General features: G+C 68.7%; 9 protein-coding genes. All 9 read right to left on the bottom strand.

The annotated features are described in order from the left end of the window. Positions 1 to 45: 45 nt before the first annotated feature. Entirely contained in the window at positions 46 to 4,491 is a 4,446-nt protein-coding gene (locus tag ACETK3_RS05120; protein ID WP_237430164.1) for an FtsK/SpoIIIE domain-containing protein, read from the bottom strand. Next, a complete protein-coding gene (locus ACETK3_RS05115) occupies positions 4,488 to 5,192 on the bottom strand; it encodes a hypothetical protein (protein WP_236821667.1) in 705 nt (234 codons plus the stop codon). Before ACETK3_RS05115 ends, ACETK3_RS05120 begins: the two co-directional genes overlap by 4 nt. A 103-nt stretch (positions 5,193 to 5,295) precedes the next feature. Next, positions 5,296 to 7,074, bottom strand: coding sequence for a serine/threonine-protein kinase (locus tag ACETK3_RS05110; RefSeq protein ID WP_237430163.1), 1,779 nt, complete (start codon positions 7,072 to 7,074; stop codon positions 5,296 to 5,298). After that, complete coding sequence (locus ACETK3_RS05105; protein WP_237430162.1) at positions 7,071 to 9,104, bottom strand: FHA domain-containing protein; 2,034 nt, start codon at positions 9,102 to 9,104, stop codon at positions 7,071 to 7,073. The genes ACETK3_RS05110 and ACETK3_RS05105 overlap by 4 nt, the downstream gene beginning before the upstream one ends. Then, positions 9,091 to 10,062 carry a PP2C family serine/threonine-protein phosphatase gene (locus tag ACETK3_RS05100; RefSeq protein WP_237430161.1) on the bottom strand — a complete coding sequence of 324 codons (972 nt, stop codon included), beginning with the start codon at positions 10,060 to 10,062 and terminating at the stop codon, positions 9,091 to 9,093. Before ACETK3_RS05100 ends, ACETK3_RS05105 begins: the two co-directional genes overlap by 14 nt. After that, on the bottom strand, positions 10,059 to 11,831 hold the full coding sequence (locus ACETK3_RS05095) for an RDD family protein (RefSeq protein ID WP_373992633.1): 1,773 nt from the start codon (positions 11,829 to 11,831) through the stop codon (positions 10,059 to 10,061). Before ACETK3_RS05095 ends, ACETK3_RS05100 begins: the two co-directional genes overlap by 4 nt. Next, positions 11,831 to 14,392: a transglutaminase family protein gene (locus ACETK3_RS05090; protein ID WP_236801786.1), complete on the bottom strand. Its 2,562-nt coding sequence runs from the start codon at positions 14,390 to 14,392 to the stop codon at positions 11,831 to 11,833. Before ACETK3_RS05090 ends, ACETK3_RS05095 begins: the two co-directional genes overlap by 1 nt. Next, positions 14,389 to 15,732 (bottom strand): DUF58 domain-containing protein, encoded by a 1,344-nt coding sequence (locus ACETK3_RS05085; RefSeq protein ID WP_236821663.1) that lies wholly within the window; start codon positions 15,730 to 15,732, stop codon positions 14,389 to 14,391. Before ACETK3_RS05085 ends, ACETK3_RS05090 begins: the two co-directional genes overlap by 4 nt. Positions 15,733 to 15,802: 70 nt before the next feature. Then, complete coding sequence (locus ACETK3_RS05080; protein ID WP_373992671.1) at positions 15,803 to 16,756, bottom strand: AAA family ATPase; 954 nt, start codon at positions 16,754 to 16,756, stop codon at positions 15,803 to 15,805. Positions 16,757 to 16,835 lie beyond the last annotated feature (79 nt).

The raw sequence follows: 16,835 nt of genomic DNA, 5'->3' as shown, positions 1-16,835 counted from the left end.
GCCGCAAATCCGCAACGGCGCCGGCCCCGCAGTTGTCCGGGCTGTTCAGTCCCGGTTTTCAGGCGGCAGCGCCACCTGGATCTTCCGCGCCTTGCCGCGTCCCACCACGTAGCCGCGGCCGGGGATGAACTCGGGACTGACGCGGCCCAGCGAGGTGTTGAGCAGGCTGTCGCCCTCGATGTCCCCCGGGTTGAGCAGCAGCCCGCGGCGCCCGGATTTGAAGGGCTGGGCCAGCTGCCAGGCACTGGACCAGGTGGAGGATTCAGACTCGCCCACCACCCATTGGTCCGCCTTCAGCGACGCGGTGACCAGCTGCGCCATGCCCGACTCGGCGATGGTGTCGGTGAACTCGGTCAGGCCTTCGATGAAGAAGGCCACGGTCCCCGGATTTCCGGTGGAGTGCTCCACCAGGTCCTCCACCACCTCGGCGAGGTCGTCCGGCCCCACTACCGAGCGGTTCCAGATGGGGAGGGAGGCGACGGCGGACCGGCGGGATCCGAGGTAGATCAGCTCAGTGGCGGGGTTGGACCGCCGCAGCGCGTAGGCCAGGGTGACCAGGGCTACGGTCCGTCCGGCGCCGGGCGGGCCGGCCAGCAGCAGCGGGCCGCGGGCCATGATCTCGGCGGGCTGCAGTGACTCGTCGTCCACGCCGACGACGGGCAGGTCCGGGCTGCCGGCGGGCAGGACGTCCAGGTCCACCTGCTCCGGAAGCCGCTCGATGCCGGGAGCACTGCCCAGCCCCTGCCGGAGCATCGCTTCGCTGAGCTTGTGGACTTCCCTGGCCTGCAGGGCCAGGTTCGAGTTGCCGCCCAGGACGGCCAGCTGGACTTCGAGTCCGTCCAGGAGTCCGCGGCCCGGAGGCGAGTTGGCGGTGAGGACGTCCCTGGGCACATCCATGGAAATGTAGTCGTCCTCGTTGGAGAGCCGCAGGACCAGCCGGCGCTGGATGGAGGCCAGGAGCGATGCGGGGACCGCGTTGGGCCGGTCCCCCGTGACCACCAGGTGGATGCCCAGGGTGCGGCCGTCCGTTGCCAGCTGCAGGAAGATGTCCCAGAGCCCGGAGAGCTTGCTGTGCTCGTAGGCCTCCCGGAAGGCGGACATGCCGTCCACCAGCACGAAGATGCGCTTCTCGTCGGGCCGGTTGGCCAGCTTCCGGTACTCCACGATGGTGGAGGCACGGACCTCGGCGAACTGGGCCGAGCGCAGTTCGGCGATGTCCCGCAGGAGCCGCAGCAGGCGCCCGACGCGTTCCACGTCGTCGCCGTTGATGATCTCGCCCACGTGCGGAAGCTCCTCAAGCATCCGCAGCCCCGAAGAACCGCAATCGATGCCGTACACGTGGACCGGGCCGCCGCGCGGGGTGACCGCGGCGGCGATGGCGATGCCGCGCAGGGCCGCAGACTTGCCGGAGCCGCCGGTGCCATAGATGGCCATGTTGCCGTCCCGGTCCGGTTCGTAGAACACGGTGGGCTGGTCCTGGTGGACAGGATCGTCGGCCACCCCGAGCAGGAGCTGTTCGTCGGTGCGGGGGTTGGGGAGCTTGGAGAAGTCGTAGGTCTTGGCCAGCTCATCCAGCCACGGCTTGCGCGGCGGCTGGATGGCCAGGGTGTCCGCGGCGTGCACGATGGTGGAGGTCATCCTGGCGATGTCGTTGGGTCCGGCCGGTTCCTGGGCCACCGGCTTGTCGGGGGCCGGCGCTTCCCAGCTGGGGCCGGAACCGAAGGCCATCTCCACGATGTCGATTTGCGGCCGTTGCGGCTTGTCCGTAGTCCAGCCGCCCGCGTAGCCGGTCTGGAACCCTTGGATGCGGCCGGGGCCGGTCTTGGCGGCGCCGCGGCCTGGTATGGCGGGGTCGAAGTAGGCGGCATCCGGGACGCCCAGGATGTCGGTGGCATCATCCTCGTCCGCCATGCGAAGTGCCACGCGGAGGTTGGTGTTGGCGCGCAGGTTGTCCTTGATGACGCCGGCTGGCCGCTGCGTGGCCAGGATCAGGTGCAGGCCCAGGGAGCGGCCACGGGCAGCCACGTCCACCACGCCGTCCACGAACTCGGGAACGTCGTTGGCCAGGGCCGCGAACTCGTCCACGATGATGATCAGGTACGGCGGCGCCTCGGGATCGGCCTCCCGCTGCAGGGCCAGCAGGTCCTTGGCTTTCTTCCGGTTCAACAGCTGTTCCCGGTAGTGCAGCTCGGCGCGCAGCGACGTGAGGGCGCGGCGTACCAGGTGCGGGGACAGGTCTGTCACCAGGCCCACGGTGTGCGGAAGGTTGATGCAGTCCGCGAATGCGGCCCCGCCCTTGTAGTCCACGAACAAGAAGCTGACCCGGTCCGGGCTGTACGCCGCGGCCATGCCCATGACCCAGGACTGCAGGAATTCGGATTTGCCGGCGCCGGTGGTGCCACCCACCAGCGCGTGCGGTCCTTCGTTTTTCAGGTCCAGGTACAGCGGTTCGATGCCTTTGGACCCCACCAGGGCCCGCAGCGTGCCGTTGTCCTTGCGGTTGGCCACGGCGGTAGCGTGCACGGAGTTGTTTTCGGTCCAGCGTTCGGCCACGGACTGCGGGTTGTCCAGGAAGTCCTTGCCGATCAGCGTGGCGTAGGAAACAGCCCTGGGCAGGTCGGAGTCGTCATTCACGGGCTTGCCCACGTCCACCACGGGCGCCAGCATCCTGGCCAGCTGGGCGGCGAGTTCCGCGTCCACGCTTTCGCAGCTGACCGGGTAGGTGTGGCGGCCCAGGCGGACCTGGCCGGTGGTGGTGCCGTGGTCGCCGTCCACCACCATGAAGTCGCGGCAGGCTGCAGGAAGGGCCTGGATGTCGGTGGCCACCCACAGGACGTGGACGCCGGAATCCGGGCCACGCTCGGCCAGCCGGGTGAGGCGGCCGCGGTCCACCGGGGCGTCGTCTTCCACGATGACCAGCACGGAGGGCAGGACCGGCTCTTCCAGCTCGTGCTTGACGGGGTCGATGCCGGGCCGCAGGTCCGGCGCGGTCCGCTTGGCTGCTGCTTCACGCGCGTCGACCAGGTCCTCGAGCCTGGCCACCAGGGAGGACCCGCCGGCCGAACCGGCCGCCAGGTGGTCCCCGCCCAGCGGGCTGTGGCCGGAGCCGACGTGCGGCAGCCATTGCAGCCAGTTCCAGCGTTCCCGCGACTGGGCGGACGTGATGGCGGTGAGGACCACCTCAGCCGGGGAATGCAGGCCCACCAACTGCAGGACCATGCCGCGGGCAACGTCGTCCACCAGGCCGCGGGCCCCGGCGATGCCCAGGGCGCCGGAGGTGCGCAGCTGGGAGACCACGGGAACGCCTTCGATCTCGCTGAACTGCTTGATGCAGTCCTGGATCTCGCGGGCGTACTGGACCTCGGTGTCGTTGTTGGAGGGTTCTTCCAGCGGGATGCGCGACGGCGCCGTTCCCAGCCCAAAGCGCAGGCCCAGGAAGGACGAGTGCTCGGGCCGGTGCGTCCACAGCAGCGGCCCAAGCTTATAGATGGCATCCACGGTGTCGCTGACGGACGGCGCTTCCTGCAGCCGGACCGCCCGTTCCACCTGCTGCAGCTCGGTGAGGTCCTGCCGGAAGGCGGCCATGGAGGCACGGAACTGCTTGAGCTGCTCCTTCTGCTGCTTCCGGGTCCGCATCTTCGTGTCCACGTAGTGGCCCACGATGAACAGGGGCATCATCAGCATGAACACCATGGAGAGCACGTTCTGCGTCACCGCGAAGATGACCGCGCCCATCATCAGGGGCGCCACCAGCATGATGTAGGGGAAGGGCTGGTCCTCCGGGCGCTTGGGCCCGGCGGGAAGGACCCGCTTGGGTACCTCGAACCGGGGCACCACCCGCGGGGAGCGGTTGAAATCCACCAGGGGCGACGTCGGTGCTGCCGCATGGTTGTGCCCCAGCGGCACCACGGTGACAGTGGTGTCCCCCAGGGTCACCGTGTCGGAGGAGTTGAGGGTGGCGCGCGTGACGGGCAGGCCGTCCATGAGGAGCCCGTTGGCGGAGTTGGTGTCCACGATTTCGATGCTCTCGCCCACCGTGATCCGGGCGTGCCGCTTTGACGTGAGTGGGTCCGTCAACCGGATGTCCACGTCCCTGTCCCGGCCGATGTAGCTGGTGCCGGTGGGCAGCGAAAATTCGCGGCCGACGTCGGGCCCGGACAGCACCCGCAGGGTGGCAGCTGCCGGGCCCCGGTTCGCCCCTGGTTCGTGGAACTGTTCGCTCACCTGGGCCAGGGAGACCACAGAGCCGGGGCGCAGGCCCGATTCGAGGAGGTTGTCTTGGCGGGCCAGGATGTTTCCGCTGATGCCGGCGCCCACGAAGGCCTCATCGATCCGCAGGGACAGGTTGTCCGGCGCGGGCGTGCCCTTGCGGTCCGGGTCTGCCGCCCACAACACGGTGGCGATATCGGCCACGGTGGCCATGCCGTCCACCGTGACGGCCAGGTCCTTGGCGTCGGCGGGTTCACGGCGGAGTGTCAGCCGGATCCTCATCCTTCGTCCACGCCCCTCATCTTTTCGAGCAGGTACAGGTCATCGGGTGTCACCAGGTGGGTGGTGACGGCGTGTTCCACCAGGCGGGCACGGCGGTTGGTGGCCAGCTTGCCCCCGCCGCCGCGCAGCCCCACCACGCCCACCCGGTCCAGCTTGTCGCAGACATTGTCGAGTTTGCGGTTGAAGCGGGTCAGCGCCCATCCCAGGGTCTTGGCGGCCGCCGCCGAGGACGGGATGGTGCTGAAGCCGGTGCCTTCGCGCCGGAGCACCGGCTCGGCGAGCGCCACGATCAGCGCCTTCTGGGCGTCGGTGAAGACCACCGGGCCGATGGTGGTGTCCCCGCTGCTGGCGCCTTCGCGGGCTTCCTGCCGGAAGGAGGGCGTCTTCAGGTGCACGGCGAACTCGTACGTGGTGGGTCCGGCGGTGAAGATCACGTTGGTGTGGCTGAACACCAGCGGAATCCGGGCGCCGGGTGACAGCCAGGCCTGCATGCCGCCGGATGCGTCGGCAACGGTGGCGGAGAGCATGCTGCCCACGTTGCTGAGCCACCAGATCCCGTCGTACCTGGCCACCTGCAGGAACTGCCGGTGCAGGTACGGGTTGTCATCCACTTCAAGGTCGCCCTCGCGGCCGATGTTGAAGATGTCGTCGTCCGATGGCTCATACCATTCGCCGCAGAAGTCTATTGCTAGATCCCCCATGATCCACGCCTCCTTAAGGCAGAACTGTTCCGGTAACCGGAGTACTGGTGGTGTGCTGTTGCCGCGTGCCGATGCCGGCATGCCATGTGCCGGCGCAGTGACATCACTGGCCGGTGCAGGCGATGGAGTTCTCCTCCATGGGTGAGAATGCGCCGTCGGAGCGGACGATCATCACCTGGATGCAGGTCTGCCCGGTCGGGTTGGGCCGGATCTTGACCGGTGGCTTATCCACTGCGTGGAATTCAGCGCTGTTCCCGCCCATGGTGTACACCTTCCATTTGTAGGTGTCCCCTTCCTTGGGCTGCGGGTTGGTCCAGGTGAAGCTGGCCTCCCCGTCGCCGCCGATGGATCCCTTGAGGCCTTCGACGTCGGGCACCGTGCCGTTGTCCAAAGCGTCCGCGGGGGGCTTGGTCACCTGCTGGGTGGCCACGGTCTTGGGCGGGCCCGGGGCGGCGTTGGCCACCACGATGCCCACCACCGCCGCCAGCGCCAGGAGGGTGCCGCCGGTGATTGCCAGCAACAGGTTGCGTTTCCCGTGGTCTGCTTCCGGTGCCGCCTGCGGCTCGTCCACTTTTACGGCCCGCTGGACTGTTGCGTCCGCAGTGTAGGCGTCCTGCCCGGCGTCGGTTACCGGCGCACCGTAGTTCACCGCTCCCGGGCTGCCGCGCAGGATGGTGGACTGGGCCCACTCCCCCTGCCCGTCGCCGTCGGCTACTGGTGTTCCGGTGGAGCCCGGTGGTCCTGTCGGACTTGCCGGGATGGAAGGAACGGCCGGGGCAGGCCGCCATTGGCTGGGGGCTGCAGGGGTGAAGGACGACGGCGGGACGGCGCCTGTCCTGCGTCCCGTCGCGTCGGTTGCGGCCCCGGGATGATTGGCCCCGGCTGTGTTGGGGCGGGTGCGTGCCGGGAAGGTGGGGGCGCTGCCGGTGCCTTCCGGGTCGATGGCGGCGATGCTGCGGACGCGGGTCTCCTCGGTGCCGTCGTCCGGGTGGCCCTCGTCCTGCTGCGGCTCCTCCAGGACCTCGAAGGGCGTGACCGAGAGGTTGAGCTCGGCCTGGATGCGCTGCAGGGCCAGGGCGAAGGCGTGGGCCGACGAGTACCGGGACTGCGGTGACTTGGCCATGGCCGTGGCCAGCGCCAGTTCCAGGGACTCGGGCACGTCGGCCCGGCCCAGCCGCGGCAGGGCCGTGTTGCTGATCCGGTTGATCAGCTCGCGCTGCGAATTATCCGCCCCGGGCATAACGAAGGGCGAGCGTCCGGCCAGCAGCGTGTAGAGCGTGGCGCCCAGGGCCCAGACGTCCACCATGATGCCGTCTACGGGGCCGTCCCGGAACTGCTCCGGCGGCGACCACGGGATGGACATTCCGGAGTCATCGTCCGCGTCCCCGGCCAGGGTGCCGGAAATGCCGAAGTCGGTGAGGGCCGGGCGGTTGTAGTCCGTGACCAGGATGTTGGCGGGTTTGATGTCGCGGTGGGCGATGCCGGCGCGGTGGGCGGTTTCGACGGCGGACGCCACCTGGATGCCAACCGCCAGGACCTCGTCGACGCTGAAGCGCTGCCGCCGGTACCGGACGTCCAGGCTGGGCCGGGAGCAGTACTCCATGGCCAGGTAGGAGTGCCCGTCGTCGGTTACTTCCGCTTCAAAGATGGTGACGATGTACGGGTGCGAGGACAGCTGGGCCATCAGGTTGGCCTCGGACTCGAACCGCCGGCGGGCGCCCTCCGTCTTCAGGTCGGAGAGCAGTACCTTGACCGCCACCTTCCGGCGCGGCCTGTCCTGTTCGTACAGGTAGACGTCGGAGAAGCCGCCGGATCCCAGCAGGCTGATGTAGGTGAACCCCGGAATGCGGGGCGGCGGCGCGACGGGCCGTTTGGAACTCACGGAATCTCCTCAAAACGCAGTGAGATGTTGTCGCCCAGCTCCGCGATGTCGCCGTCGAGCAGGATGGCCATCTCGTTTTGGGCCAGCCGGCGCGGCGGCTGGCCTTCGCGGACCAGGACGGTGCCGTTGGTGGCTTTGAGGTCGCAAAGCATGACGTGCCAGCCCTCCAACCGCACCTCAACATGGGACCGTGAGATGTCACCGCCGGGACTTGCCACCTGGACCAGGCGCGGCATGACCCCGCCCTGGACCCGTGATACGGAGGGCTGGCGGCCGATGACCATTGACTGGTCCAGGTCCAGCAGTTCGCCGGTGGACAGCCGCATCCGGCCCAGCCGGGGACGTGCCACTTGAACGGCATCGGGCAGCAGTGCGGCACCGCAGGCGCTGCACTGGGCACGGGTGGGCGGGTTGGCGTGGCCTTGTGAACATACGCGGGCCAGTACCACCGGGCCGTCGCCTGCATCCCGCTGCGCGGCCGACGGGTTCGCGGCCAGGCCCGGACCTGCTCCCGGGAGGCTGCTCTTCATGACCGTCTGGCCATCGTGGTCGGGATCGAAGCCAACCTCCGGCTGGGCCTGATGTGGTCCCTGGGTTGCGCCGGCGGGTCCGCCGTCGGTTGAAGCGGGGGGCCCAGCTGCCGGTGACGGTGTCGTGCCGGGGCTTGGCGATGGGGCAGGTTCCGGGGTGGGTGTTGGCGCTGCTCCGCCGGTACGCCAGGGCACGGAATCGATGAGGCCCGTGGAAGCAGGGCGCGGCGTGGGCGGCGCTGCTCCGGTGTCCGGGCCAATTGCTGCCGGCTCGTCCGCGCGGGGATCCCCTGCGGGCCCGGAGCCGGCTGCCGGGAGTTGCGGGCTGGCATCCTCCGCCGAACCAAGGGCGGCCAGCGGTTCGGCCGCGGGCAGGGCTGGTGGTTGCTGCGGGACCACGTGGCCGGAGTCGGCGTCGGGTTCCTCGCGCACCGCTGCGTCCTCAATGTTCCGCATGACAGTGCGGTCCCAGAGGTGGTCGTAGGAGCTGGTGAGTTCCTCCGCCGGAGCGGCGTCGCCTGGGTCCGTTTCCAACCCGTTGGGCCCCGCCGGTCCGTCGCTAACCGGTCCCAAAGTGGCAGGTGCTCCCAGCAGTTCATCATCAGCGTCAATGATGGCGCCCGGAGCGATGGTGGCGTCTGGGTCAAGGCCGTCTGGTTCAAGAGCCTCGCGTTCAAGAGCCTCGGCGGCGAATGCCTGGGGCCGGTTCGCTTCTTCCGCGCGTTCCCCATCCAGGTCGTCGTTCAAGTCAGCGTCAGCGTCCAATTCGTCGTTCAAGTCAGGGGCAGGGTCCTCGGGCTGGTCCATGTCCAGGTCCTCGTCAATGACCCCCACCACTGTCTCGTTACCATGGATGGCGTCGGCGATACCGTTCACTTCGCCCATGCCGTCCACTTCCCCGGCAGCGTTCACTGCGAATGGCCCGTCGGGAGCGGTGGAACTCTGGGCTGCGTCCTTACCGTTCGCAGCCGCCGGGCCTTTCCCGTCCGCCGCGCCATCCACGGCGGCGGGGCCATCGACGGCAGCCGGACCAGAGGGTGCCCCAAAGGTCAGGGACCGCAGCAGCACCACGCCCTCGCCCAGCGGCAGTTCGGGGCCCGCAGCGTTCTGTGGACCACCGTTGCCTTCGGTGCCACCGTCCGCAATGCCGACCCTGCACGTGCCGGGAACCACGAACTTGCGTTCGTTCCAGGTGGTCACGTCCCTGCCGTCAAGGTCCACGGCTCCGCCGGGCTGTTCGATGGTGAGGTCGACGGCGCCGCGCAGGAACACCCGCAGCGATCCGTTGAAATCGAGGATGGCGAAGGACGGAATGCGAGTAAGGGACCCGCCGGAGCTGCTGGTCACGGCAGCGAGGACCTCGTGCGGTTCGGGCCGGCCGGCCAGGAGTTCCCACAGTGCACCGGCCAGTTCAGCGGGCGCCTCCGGTCCCAGCAGGACTGCGGTGCGGGACCGGACGATGCCCAACCAGCAGCCGGGAATGTAGCTAGCGCCGGTCATCGCCCGGCTCTCCCTCGAGCGAAGTGCCGTCAGTCAGCGCGGTCCTTGCTTCCAATGCCGTGCCGTCCACCAGCGGTTCGGGCAACGATTCTGTCACAGCCTCGGAGGACTGCGGGCGCGGCAGCGTCACTTCGTCCCCGTCAGCGGTGGTGTGGCGGGGCGCCGTGGTGCCCGCGCCGTCGTCGTTCGCCACGTTGCGGGCGTCCACCACGATGGCGGTGACGTTGTCACGGCCGCCGTTGCGCAGGGCCGCCTGGATCAGGGCGTCCACGGCGTCCTGCGGGTCTGGCACGGTGCTGAGGATCCGGAGGATGTCATCGTCTGCCAGTTCGCCGGTCAGGCCGTCGGAACAGACCAGCACGCGGTCGCCTTCCTCGACGGGGAGGAGCCAGTAGTCCGCCTCCGTCTCATCCCCGGTGCCCAAGGCCCGCGTCACCACATGCCGGCGCGGGTGGACGGTGGCTTCCTGGGGGGTGATTTCACCGGCGTCCACCAGTTCCTGGACTTCCGAGTGGTCCACGCTGATCTGCTCGAAGCGTCCCAGGCTGAGCCGGTAGGTGCGGGAGTCGCCGATGTTCATCACCAGCCAGTACGGCATGCCCATCTGTTCCACAATGACCGCGCCCGTCAGCGTGGTACCGGCGCGGGCACCGGCGGCTTCACGGATGGAGGCGTCGGCGCGGACCAGGTGCTGCTGGAGGACGGACGCAGTGATGTTCCGCTCCCCCGTGGTGACCTGGGGCATCTCGGCCAGGGCACGCACGCACAGGCCGCTGGCAATCTCGCCGGCTTCGTGGCCGCCCATGCCGTCGGCCACGGCGAAGACTGGATCGGCGGCTATGTACGAATCCTCATTCAGCTCCCGGCGGAGCCCCCTGTCCGTCCCGTAGCCGCAGGAGAGGCTAAGGCCCGGCCCCGGCTGGATGGTGGAGGAAACACTGGCGGGGTGCTGGTTCATGCCTGTCCTAGGTAAAAGGTACGGTCTCCAAAATTCACGCTGGATCCCGGGGTAACAAAGGTGGGGACGCCCGGCACCAGCGGGGTGCGCAGCCCGTCCGGGGTGGTGACGGCGCTTCCGTTGGTTGAGTGCCGGTCCGTCACCCAGATGCCTGCGCCGTCGGTGAGCAGGTGCAGGTGCGTCTTCGAAATGGAGCGGCCGGGATCGTCCACGGCCAGCAGCTGGGCATGCTGTTCCCCGACCTGTCCCACGGGGTTGCGGCCCACTAGGACGCTGCGGTCCAGCTGGAAGTCCCTGCCGTCGTCGAGGCGGATGCGCAGGACTGCGGCCTGGGCCGGCCGATTGGTGCCGGGGCGCACCTGGGTGCGTTCGACGTCGTCGTCCACATGCGGTGGGGGCATCCGGTGACCGGAGGCAGCGCCGGCAGGCACAAAGGACTGCGCGCTAGCCTGCTCGAAGCCTACCGGCGAAACCTGGGCACCAGCAGCAGGGGCGCTATCGGCGGGCGTGCCACCGGCCGGCGTCGCGAAGGATGCCGGCGAGGTGTACGGCATGGTCTGGGACGGCATGGTCTGGGATGGCAGTGCGGCCGACGGCGCAGGTGCTTGGGGTGCCTGGGCTGCAACTGCCGGGGGCGCCGCGGCCTGGGTCACGTCAGGCTGGGGCGCGACGGGCGCCGGCGCGGAGTGTGCCGGCGTGAAGGATGCCGGTGGCTGGGATGAAGCTGTTGGGGACGCCGATACCCCGGACGCCGATGGCCGGGATCCTGCCGCGTGCGGCGCTTTAGCTCCGGCCACCGGGGACAGCACCTGCTGGACGGGCGGAAGGTCCAAGGGCGCGAAGCTGTAGGGCCCCTGGATGCCACCCGTGGTGATGGGCTCCCGGCCCGCTTTGACGTCGAAAACCAAGGTCTTGGCCGCGGTGTCATTCCAGCCGCGCAGCCCGCCGTTTTTGTCCCATGTGCAGGAAACAACCACCAGCACAGCCCAGACGGCAGCCACCAGGACCAGCGGCCCCAGAATGAACAACGCAACGTCAAACCACTTGAACACCACCACCAGCACCGCCGCGAGCAAGGCCAGCAGGACGCCGGCTCCGGTAATGAGACCGCGCAGGAACACAGCTCCGGCGCCGGGCGCGTAGCCGTCCTGGTCCGCGCTGCGGATGCCCATCAGCAGGTTGCCGGGCGTCTTGCCGCTGCGGCCCTCCAGCCCGAGGACGACAAACAGGTAGGCCAGGGTCAGGCCAAGGCCGATGCCGCCGAAAAGCACCAGGGACGACGTGTCGTAGACAATGAAGCCGCCGCTCCTGGTCCGCGTGATGCCGGCAAAGCCAATGGCGAACGTCACCACCAGCACCGCCACCCCGGGCAGCCAGTCAATGACGGCAGCACCAAGCCGCTTGCCCGCCGTAGCCGGAACAAGCTGAAGGTTTACTGCCATTCCCGTTCCTCCCCCTGGAGCGGTTTCCACCTTCGTGGAACCTCCGGTCCTGCCCGGCCCGGAGCCCGTGCGTACAGGGCCCGTCAATGCGCTGCCCGCCGGCTGACCTGCCGGGGGCCTTTCTACTACCGGGATAGTACCGGGAATCCCCGGCGCATGCTCGGGGCGCGCCTCCCTGGCAGCACTGGGGCCGTGATCGGGAAGCGGGTCCGGAGTGCGGGTGCGGCGCGCCGCCCGGTTGGGCAGCGGCGCGCCGCAGGCAGTGCAGAAGGTGGCCCCCGCACGGATCTGCTGCTGGCAGCGGGGGCAGCGTTCGGCGTCGGGCATCACTGCTGGCTTGGTCCTTGCTGGGTGGGTTCTTGCTCCCGGGGCGGCGGCGCATCAGCATTGCCGGACGTTCGGCGGCGGCGTGCGGCAAGGATCCCAGGGACCGTCGGCAATGCCAATCGGCCGCCGCGCAGCTTGAGGCTCCTGCCGGAGTTCATGGCCGTCCGGGCGTCGGCGAGCAGCGAGCGCGGCGAAAACCGCGCCTGCTGCCGGCGCCAGAAGCCCATCCCGGATGTCATCTCCTTGAGCGACCCGTCAACGATCGTCCAGTACTCCCGGACCTGCTCCTCCGTCGGTTCCCCGGCCCCGAAGATTGACGCGTCCGCACGGCGGGCCAGCATGGTGGTGGTCCCCGAGGTTGCGGGGAAAGCCTCGGCGAGGACAGCGGCGCTTTCGCGCCGTGTCGAACGGGTGTCGACGGCGGCACCCAGGTCCGTCGCCAGGCTCACCACCTCGTTCCAACCTCCGCCCACACGCTGGGCGGGGTGGCCGTCACGGAAACGCGACTTCCGCCGTCGTGCCTTCAGCAAAGCGATCAGCAACAGCGGCAGTGCCAGGATGACCAGCGGAATGGCGGCGACGCCCAGGGCGCCCAGGAGCGCGCCCCAGAACAGCCACGGATTGTTCTTCTTCTGGTCCGCGTCCAGCGCGTCCGGTGAGGAGTCCGGCGGCAGGTCCGCCGGCTCCTGCGGCGGGGGCGGCGGCTGCAGCACCTGCGGCTTGGGCTTGGACTTGCTTTCGGGGTCCGGCGGGATGGGGATGTTGTCCTTGGGCGGGGTGGGATCGAAGCTGACCCAGCCCACCCGCTCGAACGCCACTTCCACCCAGGCGTGGACGTCCTTGCCGGTGATCTTTACCTCGCCCGCACCGTTTTCGGGGCTGGTCGGCTCCGGGTAGAAGCCCATCACAACGCGGGACGGGATGCCAAGGTGCCGCAGCATCAGGGACATGGCCACCGCGTACTGTTCGTCGTCGCCGAGCATCTGCTTGGCGGTCAGCAGGCTGCGGATGCGGGCGGAGCCGTGGCCCGAGACGCTGGGCAGCTGCCCCTCGCTCACCAGGCCGTTGCTGAAGGCGCCGGTCTTCTGGAAATGCGCCTCGATCTGGCGCACCCGGTCGATCGCCGTCGGGGCATCGGCAGACAGGTCGTTGGCCTGTGAGCCTACTACCGGCGGTACCTCCAGGGGGTCCGGGAGGGAGACCTTGGCGAAGTCGTACTGGGTCAGCTGCCCGTGCTCAAGCTTGACGGGATCGGAGACCTGGACAGTGTAGGAGTCGCCCTTGGACAGCCCGCTGGTGGAGACGGCGGTGTCGGATCCCGGGTTGAAGTAGAGGCCGGCAGCCGCGGCGGAGCCGGACTGGTCAAAGCTGATGCCGGTGGTCTTGCGGCCGCCGGGCACGAAAAAGCCCTGGTAGTCCTCGATGCTGATGCTGATCGAGTAGTCGTTGGTGGGCACTACCCCGGACGTGTCGGCGAGCGTATTGATGGACTTGGCGTCGCCCACCTTGCTGAAGTTGCCCGAGCCGTTGGGGTCCATGTTGTAGTTGGTGCCGTTGAAGGCATCCAGGGCTCCCAGGCGCACCCGGCCATCGCGCGGGAGGCCCTTGACTACGAACAGGGTGTCGTCCTTCTTGTCCTTCACGTAGGTCCGGAAACTGGCGAGCGGGGTGATGTAGTCCTTGGGATCGAACGGCGGCACCACCACGTTGCGGAGAACTTTCCGGTCCTCGCCGGCGCTGACCAGCGGGACAGCCACCGCGGTAATTCCCACGCTGACGGCGATGACGCCGGCGGCCATGCCCAGCCGGCGGATCCTGGCCCGCCGCGCAGTGGAACTTTCATTTTGCGGGTTGTTCACCGCCACCCGCTTGGTGCTGTTCCGGCGCAGGGCGTCCCGGCGGAAGGTTGCCCAGGCGATTCCGAGGACGGTCAGGCCGATTCCGCGTTCCAGGGTCAAGAACGCGGCGTTGGTGCTGAAGGCGATGCCCGTGACGAACAGGACCAGTACCGGCAGGAGGGGCAGGTAGGGGCTGCGGAGCCGCCAGGTCAGGAGCGCGGCCAGGAGGGCTGTGATGAACGAGCTCAGGAACGGGACGATGAGCACGCCGCCCGCCGTGCCCACCGGTACGCCCACGGTGAGCATGTCCTTCCAGGCGAAGACGACGCCCAGCAGCAGGGTGCGCAGCGAGTCCAGGGTGGGGACGAAGCCGGCGATGGCGGCGTCCGGCACGGCCAGCCAGGTGCCGAGCACCAGGTACGCTGCCAGCGCCAGGGCAGTGGTAATCAGCAGGCCCAGGCGCAGGTGGGCGTTCGCCGCCCCAATCGCCAGGCCCAGGATGATGCCCCCGAAACCCGACAGCAGGTAATAGGGGTCGCCGCCGAAGCTCAGGCCGAAGCCAAGCAGGCCCAGGCCCAGCAGGACCACCAGGGCGCCGGCGTCGAGCAGGAAGTGCCACAGCGGCTGCCCGTCAGCGAAAGCCGACTCATGGGCGGCAGTTTTCCGGCGGGTACGGGTGGGCGGGATGGACGTCTGTGGGGAACGGCCCGGTGCGGTGCTCATGCGGCCGCCTTTCTCAGCACGATGGCAAGGTCGGCCAGGTCGCCGAGCGTCAGGACAGTAAGGTCTGCGATGTTGGCCCGGGTGGGGGCCGCCCCGGCTTCCACCCGTACGGCCAGGCTTCGCACGCCGGGCGGTACCGAGGCGGCGGCGGAACGGAGCTGGGTCGCCGTGACGTTGCTGCCCACCACGAAGAAGACCACGGAGGCGTTGGGGACGGTGTCGGCCAGGGTCCGGGCGAGGTCGACGGCGGTGCGGCGCATCGGAGTGCCGACGATCCGTGTCATGTCGTCCAGCATGTTGCGGCCGGTTTCGCAGCGCAGGGGCCCCTTTTGGGTCAGGACATCCAGTTCCCGCTGCTCGCGGATGGCCTGGCGGCCGATGGAGGCAGCCACCGAGATGGCCATCTCGAACTCGGTTTCGGAGGCGTATTCCTCGGTGTTGATGGACAGCGAAATGGCCAGGTGGGCACGTCGCGTTTCCTCGAACTGGCGCACCATCAGCTTGTTGGTGCGGGCGGTGGTCTTCCAGTGGATGTGCCGGCGGTCGTCCCCCGGCACATAGTCGCGCAGTGCGTGGAAGGAAACGTCGGCGCTGGAGAGGTCTGTGGTGGGCATGCCTTCGAGGTCGCGGATGAAGCCTGCGGCCGAGCCTGCCAAGGCGACGGTACGTGGGTGGACGAAGAGGTCTTCCGGCTCGGTCCAGAGGACCTGGCGGCGCAGCAGGTGCAGTGGGTCTGCGCGGACGGAGCGGACCGGTCCCACCACGATGACGGCGCGCCGGGCGGTGGGGATGGTGAACAGGTCCTCGTGGACTTGCCCGGGCTTCATCCGCGGCAGGTGGAACACCGCGGTGGTGCTGCCCACGGGCAGTTCCAGCGCGGCCGGCAGCAGTGGCCGCGCGGAAGTGTTGGAGACGGCAATGCTGCCCACGGCACTGTCCCCCACCGCGACCCGCGTGCGGGCCAGGTCCAGGACCACCCCGTAGGAGGACCGGCCCAGGATGAAGGCCACCGCGATCACGAACATGGCGAAGGCAGCAATGGAGGCCGCAGTGGCTTCCTGCCAGCCGAATGCCTGGCCCGTGGTCCAGAGCAGGATGGCGGCGGCCAGGACGGACCAGCCCAGGATGCTGACTACGGAAAGCACCGGCCAGGCATACTTCAGCCAGGTGTCGCGGACGGCCCGCCAGGCTGGTGTCAGGGCCTGGAGGGCTGTGCTGCTGGCTTCGGACCATACCGCTGCAGGGTGCAGGCGGGTGGGGCGGCCGTTCCGGTGGAAGAGCTGTTGGAATCGCTCCGTGAGCCGGGTCAACGGGGTGCCGCTGGACGTGCCGTCGGACATAAGGGTGTGCCTTCGTTGTTGCGCTGGGATGGAGTGGTGGCGGCTGTAGCGCCGGGCTGCAGCCAGCCGGTCAGGCGTTGGTGCGCTGCTGCGGTGCGGCGACGTCGGCCAGGATCCTGGTCAGCACGGCCTCTGCGGTGGCACCGGAGAACTCGGCTTCGGGGTCCATCACGAACCGGTGGGTCCACACCACGGGGGCCAGTTCCTTGATGTCATCCGGCAGCACGAAGTTGCGTCCCTGCGAGGCGGCCCACACCTTGGCGGCCCGCACCATGGCAAGGGCGCCGCGCACGGAGACGCCGAGCCTGGTTTCGGGAGCGTTGCGGGTTTCCTCGCACAGGCGGGAGATGTACTCCAGCACCGCTGTGTCGATGTGTGCCGTTGCCGCGAGGTCCGCCATGTCCGCCACCGCCTGGGTGGTGATGACGGCGGACAGGTCCTTGGACCGGTCCTTCAGGTTGCTGCCGCCCAGGAGGCGGACGGTGGACGCGTGGTCCGGGTAACCGATGGATGTCTTGATCAGGAAGCGGTCCAGCTGGGCTTCGGGCAGGCGGTACGTGCCGGCTTGCTCGATGGGGTTTTGGGTGGCCATGACCATGAACGGGCGGCCCGCGGAGTAGGTGACGCCATCCACAGTGACCCGGGACTCCTCCATGACCTCGAGGAGAGCCGACTGGGTCTTGGGCGAGGCGCGGTTGATTTCATCGGCCAGCACGATGTTGTTGAAGATCGGGCCCTTGTGGAACTCGAACTTCTGCGTCTTCTGGTCGTAGATGGTCACGCCCGTGACGTCCGAGGGAAGGAGGTCAGGGGTGAACTGGATGCGGTTGTTGGAACCCTGCACGGTGGCGGCGAGGGCCCGGGCCAGGGAGGTCTTGCCCGTGCCCGGCGCATCCTCGAACAGGACGTGGCCCTCGGCCAGCATCGCGGTGAAGGTCAGCCGGATGACGTGTTCCTTGCCCAGCACCGCCTGCCCCACATTGGGGACTGTGGAATTAACGGTGTATCCGGCTCGACACGCCAGGCGGTCTGCTTGGCAGGAATGAGCTGGATATGCCGGTGACACTGGATGCCGTGAAGACTGCGGACACCACTGGGAAACC

Source organism: Arthrobacter sp. E44, assembly GCF_041877125.1.
GTDB lineage: Bacteria > Actinomycetota > Actinomycetes > Actinomycetales > Micrococcaceae > Arthrobacter.
This window is presented reverse-complemented; position numbering and strand designations above follow the sequence as displayed.

Bases quoted from the DNA above. Each gene is read 5' to 3' on its own strand.
- ACETK3_RS05120 (WP_237430164.1), bottom strand. From the start codon at position 4,491: ATGAGGATCCGGCTGACACTCCGCCGTGAACCCGCCGACGCCAAGGAC.
- ACETK3_RS05085 (WP_236821663.1), bottom strand. From the start codon at position 15,732: ATGTCCGACGGCACGTCCAGCGGCACCCCGTTGACCCGGCTCACGGAG.
- ACETK3_RS05090 (WP_236801786.1), bottom strand. From the start codon at position 14,392: ATGAGCACCGCACCGGGCCGTTCCCCACAGACGTCCATCCCGCCCACC.
- ACETK3_RS05105 (WP_237430162.1), bottom strand. From the start codon at position 9,104: ATGACCGGCGCTAGCTACATTCCCGGCTGCTGGTTGGGCATCGTCCGG.
- ACETK3_RS05115 (WP_236821667.1), bottom strand. From the start codon at position 5,192: ATGGGGGATCTAGCAATAGACTTCTGCGGCGAATGGTATGAGCCATCG.
- ACETK3_RS05095 (WP_373992633.1), bottom strand. From the start codon at position 11,831: ATGCCCGACGCCGAACGCTGCCCCCGCTGCCAGCAGCAGATCCGTGCG.
- ACETK3_RS05100 (WP_237430161.1), bottom strand. From the start codon at position 10,062: ATGAACCAGCACCCCGCCAGTGTTTCCTCCACCATCCAGCCGGGGCCG.